The 13,468-nt window shown below is 38.0% G+C and carries 16 protein-coding genes; 2 read left to right on the top strand and 14 right to left on the bottom strand.

All coding sequences use genetic code 11. The features are described 5' to 3' along the window. Positions 1 to 2 precede the first annotated feature (2 nt). From rbsC to AC2YJL_RS19845, 10 genes are all read right to left on the bottom strand, one after another. On the bottom strand, positions 3 to 962 hold the full coding sequence (gene rbsC / locus AC2YJL_RS19890; RefSeq protein WP_025749709.1) for a ribose ABC transporter permease RbsC: 960 nt from the start codon (positions 960 to 962) through the stop codon (positions 3 to 5). Position 963: 1 nt separating this feature from the next. Further along, positions 964 to 2,445 carry a sugar ABC transporter ATP-binding protein gene (locus AC2YJL_RS19885; protein ID WP_050689236.1) on the bottom strand — a complete coding sequence of 494 codons (1,482 nt, stop codon included), beginning with the start codon at positions 2,443 to 2,445 and terminating at the stop codon, positions 964 to 966. Positions 2,446 to 2,459: 14 nt separating this feature from the next. Continuing rightward, positions 2,460 to 2,849 carry a D-ribose pyranase gene (rbsD, locus tag AC2YJL_RS19880; protein ID WP_013055631.1) on the bottom strand — a complete coding sequence of 130 codons (390 nt, stop codon included), beginning with the start codon at positions 2,847 to 2,849 and terminating at the stop codon, positions 2,460 to 2,462. After that, positions 2,850 to 3,728, bottom strand: coding sequence for a ribokinase (gene rbsK, locus AC2YJL_RS19875; protein WP_251567246.1), 879 nt, complete (start codon positions 3,726 to 3,728; stop codon positions 2,850 to 2,852). It lies immediately after the preceding gene. Then, positions 3,721 to 4,710, bottom strand: a complete 990-nt coding sequence (locus tag AC2YJL_RS19870; RefSeq protein ID WP_013081939.1) for a LacI family DNA-binding transcriptional regulator — start codon at positions 4,708 to 4,710, stop codon at positions 3,721 to 3,723. The genes rbsK and AC2YJL_RS19870 overlap by 8 nt, the downstream gene beginning before the upstream one ends. Before the next feature lie 116 nt (positions 4,711 to 4,826). Further along, positions 4,827 to 5,252, bottom strand: a complete 426-nt coding sequence (locus AC2YJL_RS19865) for a MarR family winged helix-turn-helix transcriptional regulator (RefSeq protein WP_013055628.1) — start codon at positions 5,250 to 5,252, stop codon at positions 4,827 to 4,829. Between the two features lie 162 nt (positions 5,253 to 5,414). Further along, positions 5,415 to 5,837: a hypothetical protein gene (locus AC2YJL_RS19860; RefSeq protein ID WP_230931865.1), complete on the bottom strand. Its 423-nt coding sequence runs from the start codon at positions 5,835 to 5,837 to the stop codon at positions 5,415 to 5,417. 8 nt (positions 5,838 to 5,845) lie between these two features. Further along, positions 5,846 to 6,376: an NAD(P)H-dependent oxidoreductase gene (locus AC2YJL_RS19855; protein WP_195695241.1), complete on the bottom strand. Its 531-nt coding sequence runs from the start codon at positions 6,374 to 6,376 to the stop codon at positions 5,846 to 5,848. A gap of 18 nt (positions 6,377 to 6,394) precedes the next feature. Continuing rightward, positions 6,395 to 8,020: a DHA2 family efflux MFS transporter permease subunit gene (locus tag AC2YJL_RS19850; protein WP_195695242.1), complete on the bottom strand. Its 1,626-nt coding sequence runs from the start codon at positions 8,018 to 8,020 to the stop codon at positions 6,395 to 6,397. A gap of 42 nt (positions 8,021 to 8,062) precedes the next feature. Beyond that, complete coding sequence (locus tag AC2YJL_RS19845; protein ID WP_028412179.1) at positions 8,063 to 8,701, bottom strand: biotin/lipoyl-containing protein; 639 nt, start codon at positions 8,699 to 8,701, stop codon at positions 8,063 to 8,065. Positions 8,702 to 9,053: 352 nt separating this feature from the next. Here AC2YJL_RS19845 and AC2YJL_RS19840 point away from each other — a divergent pair, with 352 nt between their 5' ends. Further along, on the top strand, positions 9,054 to 9,509 hold the full coding sequence (locus AC2YJL_RS19840) for a MarR family winged helix-turn-helix transcriptional regulator (protein WP_016763199.1): 456 nt from the start codon (positions 9,054 to 9,056) through the stop codon (positions 9,507 to 9,509). 93 nt (positions 9,510 to 9,602) lie between these two features. Here AC2YJL_RS19840 and AC2YJL_RS19835 read toward each other — a convergent pair whose 3' ends face one another. The 4 genes from AC2YJL_RS19835 to AC2YJL_RS19820 all read right to left on the bottom strand — a co-directional run bounded on the left by AC2YJL_RS19835 (position 9,603) and on the right by AC2YJL_RS19820 (position 12,620). After that, positions 9,603 to 10,364 carry an SDR family oxidoreductase gene (locus AC2YJL_RS19835; protein ID WP_195695243.1) on the bottom strand — a complete coding sequence of 254 codons (762 nt, stop codon included), beginning with the start codon at positions 10,362 to 10,364 and terminating at the stop codon, positions 9,603 to 9,605. 115 nt (positions 10,365 to 10,479) lie between these two features. After that, a complete protein-coding gene (locus AC2YJL_RS19830) occupies positions 10,480 to 11,307 on the bottom strand; it encodes an aldo/keto reductase (protein WP_251567245.1) in 828 nt (275 codons plus the stop codon). Positions 11,308 to 11,338: 31 nt separating this feature from the next. Next, entirely contained in the window at positions 11,339 to 12,094 is a 756-nt protein-coding gene (locus AC2YJL_RS19825) for an IclR family transcriptional regulator (protein WP_014461387.1), read from the bottom strand. 217 nt (positions 12,095 to 12,311) lie between these two features. Beyond that, positions 12,312 to 12,620: a hypothetical protein gene (locus AC2YJL_RS19820; protein ID WP_013055618.1), complete on the bottom strand. Its 309-nt coding sequence runs from the start codon at positions 12,618 to 12,620 to the stop codon at positions 12,312 to 12,314. A gap of 498 nt (positions 12,621 to 13,118) precedes the next feature. Between AC2YJL_RS19820 and AC2YJL_RS19815 the strand changes: the two genes are divergently transcribed. Beyond that, positions 13,119 to 13,454, top strand: coding sequence for a DUF485 domain-containing protein (locus AC2YJL_RS19815; RefSeq protein ID WP_034655296.1), 336 nt, complete (start codon positions 13,119 to 13,121; stop codon positions 13,452 to 13,454). Positions 13,455 to 13,468: the final 14 nt, after the last annotated feature.

Below are 13,468 nucleotides of genomic sequence, written 5' to 3'. Positions count from 1 at the left end.
TCCTAAGCTGACTTTTTGCGATCAATTAATACCGCGATTAAAATAACAATTCCTTTTACGACCATTTGGTAAAATGACGAAACGCCGAGTAAGTTTAAACCGTTGTTTAACGTTCCGATAATCAGCGCACCAATTAACGTTCCAACAATGCGTCCACGTCCTCCAGAAAGGCTTGTTCCACCCAGTACTACTGCAGCGATAGCATCTAACTCGTAAGACGTACCTGCCGTTGGCTGAGCAGAGTTCAAACGAGAAGTCAAAATCGCTCCTGATAGCGCTGCCAATAATCCTGCTAGTGAGTAGATCATAACCTTAACTTTTGGTACTTTAATTCCTGAAATAAATGCTGCTTTTTCATTTCCCCCGATTGCATATGTTCTGCGGCCAAACGGCGTTTTATGCAAAATCACCCATAGGACAGCAAACGCTAGTACCATCGTAATTGCCGGAACAGGAATACCTAGAAAATAGCCGCGGCCAAATAACTGGAAGTAATAGTTTTCGCCTAAGCCCGTAATCGGATTTCCATCTGTATAAACAAGCGTTAACCCTCTGAAAATTGTCATCGTTGCTAGCGTTGCAATAAACGGCGCCATTTTTCCTTTTGTAATAAGCAAGCCGTTAATCATACCCATTACAGCTCCTAACACACATCCTATTAAAATAGCTAAAATAGGATCTACACCTGACACAATCATACCTGCCATTAACGCACTTGATAAAGCAAGTATAGAGCCAACCGATAAATCAATTCCGCCTGTTAAAATGACAAATGTCATACCGAATGCAATTAAGGCATTAATGGCTACTTGACGCAGCAAGTTTAAAATATTTAAAGGTTCTAAAAAGCTTGGATTTAAAATCGATACAATGACAATAAGAATAAATAGACCTAGTAACGGACCTAGCTTTTGCATCACGTTATCAACGCGATTTTCTTTTATCGCTGTGTTTGCTTTCATTTTACTGACCTCCTGTTGCAAATGTCATAATTTTTTCTTGAGTTGCTTCTTCACTTGTCAGTTCACCCGTTATTTTTCCTTCATGCACAACCAAAATGCGATCGCTCATACCGAGTACTTCCGGAAGCTCTGAAGACACCATGATAATAGCCACGCCTCTGTCTGTCAGTTCATTCATAAGCTGATAAATTTCACGCTTTGCTCCCACGTCAACTCCTCGAGTTGGTTCATCTAAAATCAGCACTTTTGGTCCAATGCCAATCCATTTGGCAATCACTACTTTTTGCTGATTGCCTCCCGATAAGTTACCCGCACTCGTCTCAGACGACTCGGTTTTGATCGTTAAACGTTTAATAAGTAAATCTACAAATTGCTGCTCGCTTTTTTGTTCAATAAAGCCTTTTGGCGAAAAGCTGAATAGACTTGGAAGCGCAATATTTTCTCGAATAGAAAAATCCAGGACGAGTCCTTCTGTTTTACGATCTTCTGTAATGAACCCGAGACCTAATTTAATGGCTTGGTCGGGCTTTGTGATACTGACCCGTTTGCCATTTAAGATAATTTCGCCTTTTTCTAATGGATCAAGCCCGAAGATAGCGCGCATAATTTCGGTTCTGCCAGCTCCCATTAGCCCCGCAACACCGACAATTTCTCCTGATCGCACCGAAAAATGAACGTCATGAAATACACCTTTTCTCTCCAAGCCTTTTGCTTCAAATACAACGTCTCCCTTAGGAGATGTCCTAGCAGGAAATCGATCCGTTAGCTCTCTTCCCACCATTTTGCGAACCACGTCATCGAAGCTGGTTTCTGGAATCGGCTTTTTGTCTACCGTCTGTCCGTCACGCATGACCGTAATGGAATCACAAATAGCAAAAATCTCTTCCATACGATGTGAAATATACACAATCGATACACCTTGTTTTCGCAGCGCATTAATTACGTCAAATAACTTTTGAATTTCTCTTTCAGTAAGCGCTGCGGTTGGCTCATCCATGATAATGACTTTTGCATTCGTCATCAGCGCTTTGGCTATTTCAATCATTTGCTGCTGTCCGACAGAACAAAGTCCCGCTTCTTGATCAAGAGGAATGGTCACAGCTAATTTTTCAAACTGCTTCTTTGCTAACGCTTTCATTTCTTTTGTTTTTAAAAAACCTAAAGGCGTTTTTAATTCTTTGCCGATAAATAAGTTCTCAAGCACCGTCATTTCAGGCCAAACGTTCAGCTCTTGATGAATAAAGGTAATTCCGTTTTGTTCCGCTTCTTTTGGATTTTGAAAATACGTCTCTTTGCCATCAATCAGAATCTGCCCTTCATCTTTTTTATGAAGGCCAGTTAAAATATTCATCAGCGTAGATTTCCCCGCTCCATTTTCCCCCATTAGTGCGTGAACTTCACCTTCATGTAATTCAAAATCCACGCCTCTTAGTACACGGTTTGCTCCAAAGGCTTTATGAATCCCTCTCATTGCAATATGCATGCTGTTCACCTCTTTTAAAAAATAACTCCCGCTTGTAAAATGCAGTTTGCATAAGGAGTTGCTTCTCCTGTACGAATCACAACTTTCGCTTTGCTTGTCAGCATTTTTAATTGTTCATGCGATACTTCTTCTACTAAGATGTTTTGCTTTTCCATCAACTCGTAAGCCTTTTGATTTCTTTCTTTCATCTCAGAAGCAATCACTATTTTTTCTGTAGCCATATCTTCTAACACAGCTACTACTACATCTTCAAAGCTAGGCACTCCTAGCTTTAAAGATAAATCAATTTTAGGCACGTCACTCGGAACAGGTAATCCTGCATCTGCAATGACAATAGTGTCTGTATGACCTAGATCTGTTAGTATTTTCGTAATATGACTGTTAATCATTCCGTGACGTTTCATTTACAGACTCTCCTCCACTTCTTTTCGAGTCGGCATACCGCCTTGTGCACCAAATTTAGTGACAGATAGCGAAGCTGCGCGATTAGCAAACTGAATTCCTTTTTCAAAACCCATTCCTTCGGCAAGTGCCACGGCAAGCGCTGCGTTAAATGTATCTCCTGCTCCTGTTGTATCAATCGTTTCTACTTGATAAGAAGGAACCAATACTTCTTTCTCGCCGTTAAAATAGCGTACACCTTCTTTTCCTTCTGTAATAAACAATTTATTTGGATACTGTTTTAATACTTCTTCTTTTTCTTTTCCTTCAAATAAAAGCTCTGCTTCATGTTCATTTGGAGTGATGTAAGAAACTTGTTCAATCACTTCTGCTTTTAATGGTCTTGCAGGCGCTGGATTTAACAAAAGCGGTACTTTAAGTTCCTGACAAAGCTGAGCAACATATTCAACCGTTTCTTCTGGAATCTCTTGCTGAATAAGTACGATATCTGCTTCTTTAATTTTTTCTTTTGCTTTTTCTACGTAGTCTGGAGTAATATAATCGTTTGCTCCTTTGACAACTACAATGCTGTTATCTCCTTCAGCGAGTATAATGTGAGCTGTTCCGCTATCTGAATCTGTAACCGGTTTCACATTTTTTACGGATACACCGTTTGATTTGAAATTCTCCAGAATTGCTTTTCCGTAATGATCTTCGCCCACACACCCAATCATACTCACATCAGCTCCAAGACGGGCTGCTGCAACAGCTTGGTTCGCTCCTTTTCCTCCAGGAACGGTTTTGAATGATTCTCCTAACACTGTTTCTCCAGCTCCAGGACGAATATTTGATGTTACTACTAAATCCATTGATGAACTTCCAATCACAGTTACTTTAGCCATGTTCCTCAACCTTTCGTGTCGTATTTCGTTCAATAAACGTAACGGGTAGTTGTACTTGCTTTTGAATTAAAGGTTCTTTCTTAATACATTTCATTAACAGACCTGCTGCTTGCTTGCCCATTTCATAAGCAGGCTGACGAATTGTAGACAGCGCTGGAAACGAAAAGCGGCTTTGCGGAATATCATCAAAACCAATTACTTGCAGATCATCGGGCACGCTTTTTTCTAATCGAAATGCCTCGTGTAAAACGGCTGTGGCTACAATATCATTACTTGCAATAATCCCGTCCGTTTCCGGGTACTTTTGAAAGATTTCCTTTGCCCATTTCTGCGCATCGTCAAACGCTAGAGAATTTGTATTTAATACGTAAAAGTCTGCATCAGACTGACTCAAAACAGACAGAGAGCCTTGAAAACGTTCCTGGGCAGGCTTTACATTTACTGGACCTTTGATAAGTGTAATTCTTTTACTTCCTCTTTTGATTATTTCTTCTGCAGCAAGTTTTCCACCTTCAAAACCATCAGCATAAACGGACGGATACTGATCAGAACTTCTATCTAAAAACACGACGGGAAATGTAAGACCTTCATATAGTTTCTGAGCTAGACTTGTTGTTGCCGTGATCATTCCTACTACATGGTTTTGCGTAAACGTTTGGAGATAGGTTAATTCTTTCTCTAACTGCTCATCACTATTGCCAAGAATTAAACGAAATCCATGGCTATGTACTTCATCTTCTATTCCTCGTGCAAGCTGAGGGAAAAAAGGGTTTGTAATGTCTGGAAGCAAGAGCCCAATCAAACGCGATTCACGTGTATAAAGCGAACGGGCTACCTCGTTAGGGCTGTAGTTTAATTTTTGAATTGTATTCATTACTCGCACACGCGTGTCTTCTTTTACATATCCTGTACTGTTTAAAACGCGCGAAACGGTCGCAACGGACACGCCTGCTTCTTTTGCTACATCGCGAATTGTTACCACTTTATTTCCCTCCCTTCATATATGTAACCGTTTACACAAATAATAACATGGAAAAGTGAAGTTGACAATCTTTTTATTAAAAAAAATCACTTCATTAAGAAGTGATTTTTCTTTCATTAGATATTAGCGTCTAGTTTCTTAAATAATTTCAAAAATTGCTCTTGATCTTTCGGTTCATAGCAAGAAAAGAAATGAGCAATCATCTTTTGCACAATTTCATTTGCTTCTTCAATCACTTGTTCACCTTTAGCTGTTAACTCAATGTTTACTTTACGGCGATCTTCTTTAGAGTGATAGCGTGAAACTAACTCTAAGTCTATTAAACGATTAATAACAGGAGTAATTGCACTAGGCTTTACGCGCATCTCTTCTGCCAGCTTGGTTACCCCAATGTGACTGCACTTACCGATAATTAATAAGATATGATATTGAAAAGGTGTAATCCCTTGTGAAAGTAACCTTTCTTTTATCTCTGTCATTACCTTTTTGTTAAGGGATATCGAAATTCTCTGGACCTCTTCAATAAATGTGAGCTGCTCCATGTTTTGACGTCCCCTTTCTTATAATCAGGGAGTCGATGTTAACATGTCAGCCCCCTGCTGCACTCCAAGCGAAACCGAACCTGGGGAGAGCGGCTGGTTTCGCGGAATGCTTATAACCTATTTTCTATCTATTTTATTCCGTACTATTATAATAGAAGAAACTCATTCACTATCGTTTTTCTTAAACGATCTTAAAGCCTTACGAAAAGCGTCATCATTCATAACGTCACGTTCTTCTTTTGTAAAAACCGTGTCGTCTTTTTCGCCTTCTCTAAACTTTTGCAGCACTTGACGATACATATCATCGTTCATGACATCTTTTTCTTTCTTATGTCTAGATGTTCTTGTTTCCGTCTTAGCCTGCGGCTCTTTTGGCTCTTCTTTTGGTGTTTCTTTTGGTGCTGCAGGTTTTTCTTCTGCTACTTTTTTCTCTTCTACTTTTGGCTCTTTAGGAGCATTTGAAGAAGCCGCTTCTTTTTTAGGTGGAACTGTACGCTGGCGCTTAGAAGATGATGCTTTAGCATTCATTGTAATAATTAGTACAACCAGAATCACAGCTACAACGATCAGTAAAATACCTAACATACTGTCACCTACTGTCCTTGTGTCATTCGTTTAGTCACTTGAACAACACGTTCTCCTAATGCTTTACCTAGCGCTTGGTCGTTCTCTGTTAATAATTCGTCACCTTCGATTGGACAAGTAATTCCCACACCGTAATAAGTACCGTACAGCGCATTTTCTGGAATGTTACCTGGTAAGCCAGCGATAACCATTCCTTGATGAAGCATCGGTGTAATTAAATTTAAAAGCGTTGCTTCTAAGCCACCGTGCGTTGTAGCTGTTGTACAGAACACCGCACCTACTTTATCAATTAATTTACCTTCTGCCCATAAATAACCTAATTTATCAATCCACGTTTTTAACCCTGAACTGATTGTTCCAAAATGCCCTGGGCAACCCCAAATAATAGCATCCATTTCAGGCAGTTCACGTACATCTGCATCTTCGACATGCTTTACATATACAGTTGCTTCTCCAGACAGCTCCGCGCCAGAAGCAATTGCTTTTGCTAATGCCTCTGTATGTCCGCCTTCACTATCATATACGATACAAATTTTCATCCTTTATCCCTCCGTTACTTATGAGTTCATATCTTTTGGTGCCGGTAACATACGAATATCGTCTGTTGTTTCTTTTTCTGTCTCTTCCACTTCTACTACTGCATCTTTACGAACATCACGTAGGAAGAAACTTAAAATCAATCCAATAATGGCAATAATAACTGTCCAATAAAACGCGTCGTTAATTCCTTGTACAGTTGCTTGCGCTTGAACTTTTCCAGCTAATGTTGTTAAAGCTTGTTTTTGGGCCTCAGTTTGAGAAAGGTGAAGCGTTTGAGCAATCTTTTGAACAAATACCTGGAAGTTATTCATAAAGAATGGATCGGATGTAGTCATGGAACTGCTCATTTCATTCACATGATATGTTGTGCGATTTGTAAAGATTGTAGTCATTAAACTGATACCGATTGAACCACTCACCTGACGAAGCGTGTTCGCCATTGATGTACCATGGCTGCTTAATTTTGCCGGCAGCTGATTTAAACCAGCCGTCATAATTGGCATCATCAATAATGACATACCGAATGCACGGATCATATAAATAATAACAATATGACTAAACGGTGTTTCAAGCGTTAATTTTGTAAATTCAAATGTTGTCACAACCGTAATCAACATCCCGACAATCCCTAGTGGACGCGGTCCTAATTTATCAAACAGCGTACCAGAAATCGGTGACATAACTAACATGACAAGTGCACCAGGCAAGATTAATAAACCTGAATCAAATGCTGAATAGCCACGAATGTTTTGCAAGTAAATTGGCAATAAGAACATACCAGCATACATGCTAATTGTAATGGCAATACTAATGATATTAGATAATGAGAAAATACTGTATTTAAATACTCTCACATCAAGTAATGGACTCTTAAGTCGAAGCTGCTGCACGACAAAGATGATTAATAAGACAATACCGCCAATCATCGTTGACAATACAACTGAATCCGTCCAGCCATCGTTTCCAGCTTCACTGAATCCGTATAGAAGTAAAGCCATACCTGCAAGAGATGTAAACACAGAAATTAGATCTACTTTTACATTTTGAGGCGGTTTAATATCTTTTAATTTAAAAGCTGCAATAATAAGTACGAGCGCACCTAGTGGCACCATTCCCGTAAATAAAATGTGCCAGTCATAGTTTTGAATAACCCATCCGGAAAGCGTCGGTCCAATTGCCGGAGCGAACATCATGGCTAAACCAAAGATACCCATTCCTTTTCCGCGCATATGAGGAGGGAAAATAAATACGATAATGGTCATAACTAGAGGTGCTAGTACTCCGCCTCCGACTGCTTGAACAAGACGTCCAATTAGCATAATCGAGAAAGTCGGCGCAATTCCGCAGACAAGTGCCCCTATTGTAAAGCAGGCCATTGCAAATAAGAATAAGCGACGAACGCCAAAACGTTCAATTAAATAGGCTGATAATGGAATAAGTGCACCATTTACAAGCATATATCCTGTAAGCAACCACTGTGCCGTATTAGCCGTAACGCCAAACTCTGTAATCAGATGCGGGATCGCAACGTTTAGCAGCGTTTGGTTTAAAATTGCTAAGAACAATCCAAGCATAAGTACGACTAGCAGCGGAATATGCTTTTTAACTGAGCTTTCCTCTGGTTGTATCGTGTTTGCTGACATCAGTTCCTTCCTCCTTTCTTCTCTTCTTAATCATGTACGTTCTTAGTTTTTAGAGATTTTAACTTCTGCGTTCATACCTGGTAGTACGTTTTCAGAGTAGTTAGAAATAGAGATTTTAACAGGAACTGTTTGTGATACTTTCGTATAGTTTCCGTCTGAATTAGAACTTGGCATTAATGAGAAAATTGAGTTTGTTGCATAACCGATTTCTTCTACTTTTCCATCGATTGTTGTTTTAGTATCTCCGTCAACTGTTACATCAACGTCATCGCCAGCTTCAATATCTTTCAATTTGTCTTCTTTAATGTTTGCAATGATGAATAAGTTATTCATATCTACTTCGCTAGCAATTTGTTGACCAGCTTGAACCATTTGATTTTCTTTTACCTGTGTTTTGATGATTTTACCGTCTTCTGGTACTGTAACTGTTTTTTCTCCATCTTCTGATTGGATTTTAGCTACCTCATCATCTTTTGAAACATCTTTACCTTCTTCAATGTTCCAGCTTGCTACTTTACCTGCCGCTGGCGCTACTACTGTATAAAGGTCGCCGGACACTTTTGCATTGTCTGTGGATACATAATTAGATTTTTGAATATAATAGTATCCCCCACCAATAATTAAAGCTAATACTACAATAATTCCGATAAAGTTCATTAAAATTAAACGCCCTCTTGACATTTATTTTACCTCCTTAATATTTCATTCAGTTAAGTATTACGCTAGATAACTTTATCACAAAGATATTTAGTTGTAAATAACTTTGATTTTAATTTATTTTTAAAACTAAACATTTATGTTTCATAAAGTTTTCCCGACTGAATACTTTACTACATCTTTAACTGAAATACAACTTAAAAGTTTTGGTTTCTTTACAAGTACTTTACTTTACTTTAAAGTTAGATATATAAGCATAGGGTTATACACAAAAACAGCTTCTTTTTTTGGAACAAACTCCCTATATACATAAACCACAATAGGTAACTAGCAGCAATTGTTTAACACCTATAATGATAAAGAAAAGGTGATTATAATGGATCAGCAGTTAATAGATAAACTAGAAAAACTTGACCAAGTTAAAACCTCATTATTTGAACTCAAGCGAAAGCTCTTGGAAGATAAAATCAGTGAGCAGCCCTATAATTTGACCATTACGAAATTTTTAATTCTAAAATTCATTGGAGTCAGCTCTAAACGTATGGTAGCCGAAATTTCTTCAAATCTAAAGCTAACCTCCGGCGCTACTACCATCTTATTAAATCAATTAGAAGATGATGCACTCATTAAGCGCGTACGTGACCAAAAAGACCGCCGAATTGTATGGATATCCTTAACAGAGGCTGGCGAAACATTAGTGAACTATGTAATTGAGCAGCGAAATTTATTTTGGCAAGACATGCTTTTTGCTCTAACTCCTGAAGAACAGGATGAGTACCTCCGCATGCTTGAAAAAATGGAAAAACGCATTAGACAAACTGTGGATCGTTAATACTAAAAAGCGTGTGTTCATTTATTTTATGGACACACGCTTTTTAGGACCCGCTACTATTGACGAGCTTAGGAAGCTTTTTGTTTGCTGCCTTTAAAATTCAGGATTATTTTTCAAAAATCCATTCCAAGCCTGTGCTGTAGCTTTCTCAATTTCTTCTTTGGAAGCATGAAGCCTCTTAGCGCTATCTCCATAGCCAATTTCGATTTTACCTTTTTTCAATTCTTCAAATATCGAATCAGCAAAGTCATCAAGCGGTGCTCCAAATGTATGAAGTCCCGGTCCTCCTAAATCCGTGTTCACGGCTGGAGGAAGAATTTCTATCACTTCGGTATTCGTTTCTTCTAATTGATGTCTTAGACTAATCGTAAACGACCTTAACGCCGCTTTTGTTGCGCTATAGATTGGCACCCATGCTCCAGGTGTTAAAGACAGCCCAGACGTTACGTTAATAACCGCAGCACGTTCTTGTTGAACGAAATGAGGAATCAATAACGACGTTAAATGAATAGGAGCACTTACATTACTCATTAGTTCTTTTTCGTAATACGGCCACTCTTCGTGCGTGTGTAAAAGATTTACGCGCTGCTGAATGCCTGCATTATTCACAATAACATTTAATTTCGGGAAACTTTCAGTCGCCCATTTTACTAGCTCTACTCTGCTTTCTTCTATTGATACATCGCACACTTTTGTATGTAATGAAGGGAATTTTTCTTTTGCTTCTTGCAGCTTTGACTCTCTTCTTCCACAAATAATAACTTCATTTCCTTCATTTAAAAACCGTTCTGCAAGCGCCAATCCAATTCCTGATGCTCCGCCCGTAATTAAAATAGTGTTTTCTGACATCTTCATTACTTTTCCTCCTTGTTCAACCATCCCATTTACTTTTTAATAAACAAAGCGCTACTGCATGAATGACAATAGCGCTTTGTTTATTATTTATCTTACAAGACGTTTTAGTCTTGCTTTAAAAGTCAAAGTTATCTGGATCTGGACCTACGCGATGATTTTGATTTAATGCGTTAATTTTTTCAACTTCTTCTGCATTTAATTCAAAATCAAATACGTCTGCATTTTGGATAATACGATGTTCTTTTGTTGACTTAGGAATAGTTACTACTTCGTTTTGCAAGTCCCAACGTAAGATAACTTGAGCAGTTGATTTTCCGTGCTTTTCAGCAATTTGAGTTAACACTTCGTTATCAAGCAGCTCACCTTGTGCAAGCGGTGACCATGCTTCCACTTGGATTCCTTGTTGTTTGCAGTATTCACGCACTTCTGTTTGCGTTAAAAGTGGATGAAGTTCGATTTGGTTTACCATCGGCTTAACTTCTGCATCTGCAATTAAGTCTTCTAAATGATGAACTTGGAAATTTGATACGCCGATTGCACGAATTTTCCCGTCTTTATAAAGCTTTTCAAGTGCTTTCCACGTATCTTTATACTTATCTTCAACTGGCCAGTGAATTAAGTATAAATCTAAATATTCAAGACCTAGCTTGTTTAAGCTTGTTTCAAACGCTTGAAGAGTTGTGTCATATCCTTGATCTGCATTCCACACTTTTGATGTAACAAATAGTTCTTCGCGAGAAACTCCTGATTCTTTGATTGCTTGTCCCACACCTTCTTCATTTTCATAAATTTTAGCCGTATCAATGCTTTTATATCCAGCTTTGATTGCATATTTAACTGAATCTACCACTTCTTGACCATCTTCTACTTTATAAACACCTAAACCTAACCAAGGCATTTTAATGCCGTTTGCTAAGGTCGTCGTTGATTGTAAGTTTTCCATGTTGCTGTTCATCCCCTTTTTTACTATTGAATTATTCGTAAAGAGTAATTGCTTGTGAAATTTGTTCTGCGCACTGTTTAACAAGTGCAGCATGTTCTTCGTCTTTCTCTTGTGAAATACGAAGAGATGGACCTGATAAAGCAATAGCCGCCATTATTTTTCCTTTTCTGAAAATAGGGGCTGCAATACAGCGAACGCCAGGCTCCCGTTCTTCATCATCGACAGCATATCCTCTTTCCTTACTTAAAGCCAAATCAGCTTCAAGCTCGTCCAGCTCGGTAATCGTTCGATCTGTATAAGCTTCAAGCGAAAGTTCATGAAGAATAGATTTTTGTACGCTGTCCTCTTGATAAGCAAGAATACACTTTCCAATAGCATTTGCATGAAGCGGCTTTTTATTTCCTACTTCGGAATGCGTACGAGTGCTATATTGCCCGTTGACCACCTGAGTTGTAACCATTTGTTTATGATGGAGAATTCCCGCGTAAATGGTCTCTTTGGTCTCTTCACTCAGCTTCTGCATAGCAGGAACAGAGAGCCAATTCATTTCATAGTTCGTATGCATCGTATTTTGCACGAGTGCCAGCACCAGTTGTGGTGAAACCGTATAGCGGTTAGACGGGTTTCTTACAATAAATCCATTTTGCTCAAGCGTGCTCACAAGACGATACATCGTACTCTTATTAAAACCGAGCGCTTCCATCATTTCTGGAATAGTCATATTCGGACGGTTTAAAAGCAAAGAGAAGATATCTAATCCTTTTTTTAAAGTTCCAACCTCGGACATGCCCTTCTTCCTCCTTTTATCCGAACAACAATTTTATTATAAAACAAAGCTCTTTATCGTATCAAATAAGGAAACTAAACTAATGTTTTTTCCCTATACGAGAGAATACATGACATAATTGTTCTTCTTAATCTATTCCACTGTTTTTTCTATTTAAACATAAAAAAAAGCCTTAATAATAGAATTTTTTTACAGTTTTTAAAATTAGTTTTGCTGTTCACTCGTTAACTTCTTCAAATCGCTTCAGCTGCTCCAGCTGATTTTCCTTTTTCATAATTTCTTTCTGACGCTCGCCTAGTAAATCGAAATGAGGATAGCCGGATCGATTATCAATATACTTAGCGGGAATACCATACTTTTTTCCCCACTTAATCAGCTTATTTAAGTCACTGCAACCTACTTTTGTTACGGTAGTTGCATGTGGAAAACGCTCATCAAGCCAATAATGAGTTAAAAATGCGATCTCTCCTCGCTTAACAGCTGCTTTCCATGCGTTTAGTTCCGGGCGTTTAATTCCAAATGCCATTCTTTCACCTTTTCTCTTTTATATAAGTAGTTACATGATTTGTTTACTATAAAGAAAAAATATCATTCATATAGAAATCTTTCATAATATCTTGTCTATTTATAACCATCTCTAAATAATAGCGTACTTTCTCAACCTGTTTCCTATCTAAGCATTATTGTATGCTTATGATTTTATCATCATCTTCTCTTATTTTTCAAAAGATCAAACAAACAAATAACGTTTAAATAATAAAGAAAAGCCTTATATATAAAAGAAACTAAAGATTAATTTCAACATTTCTTTTGCGAATGATTTTTCCTTTGTATTGAATGTTGTTCTTTTTTTATTATGGCAGTATGCATTTAGTTTGAACCTTCAGTATATTAAAAACCTTACACTGTTACCATTCTCACAAAAAGACAGAATTTACTTTTTATTCCGAAAATAATATAATTCAAGTGATATGAAGCTTTTCGCTTCATCTATTTATTATTAAAGGGGGAATTCTGCTTGGCGATGAATGAAAATTCTTTAAAGAAGGTAAACAATGCTTCTTCCTCTCCTGATTACACAGAAATTGCACAGTCTGCTTCATTTCAAAAGCTTTTAAAACAAAAACGCAATTTTATTTTACCGCTCTCTCTGTTTTTTCTTGCTTTTTATTTTACCTTGCCTATCTTAACGGCTTACACAACCGTCCTAAACAAACCAGCTTTTGCTTCTATGACCTGGGCGTGGGTATTCGCTTTTGCACAGTTCGTGATGACCTGGACCCTATGCATTCTATACACAAAAAGAGCCTCGAAATTTGATGAACTTGTTGACACGATTAAAAAAGAAGCTGCAAATTAAACAGGGGGTTAAAT

This window comes from Priestia sp. SRI_019 (assembly GCF_057586255.1).
Note: the sequence above shows the minus strand (reverse complement) of the source record. Positions and strands in the feature narration are given on the sequence as shown.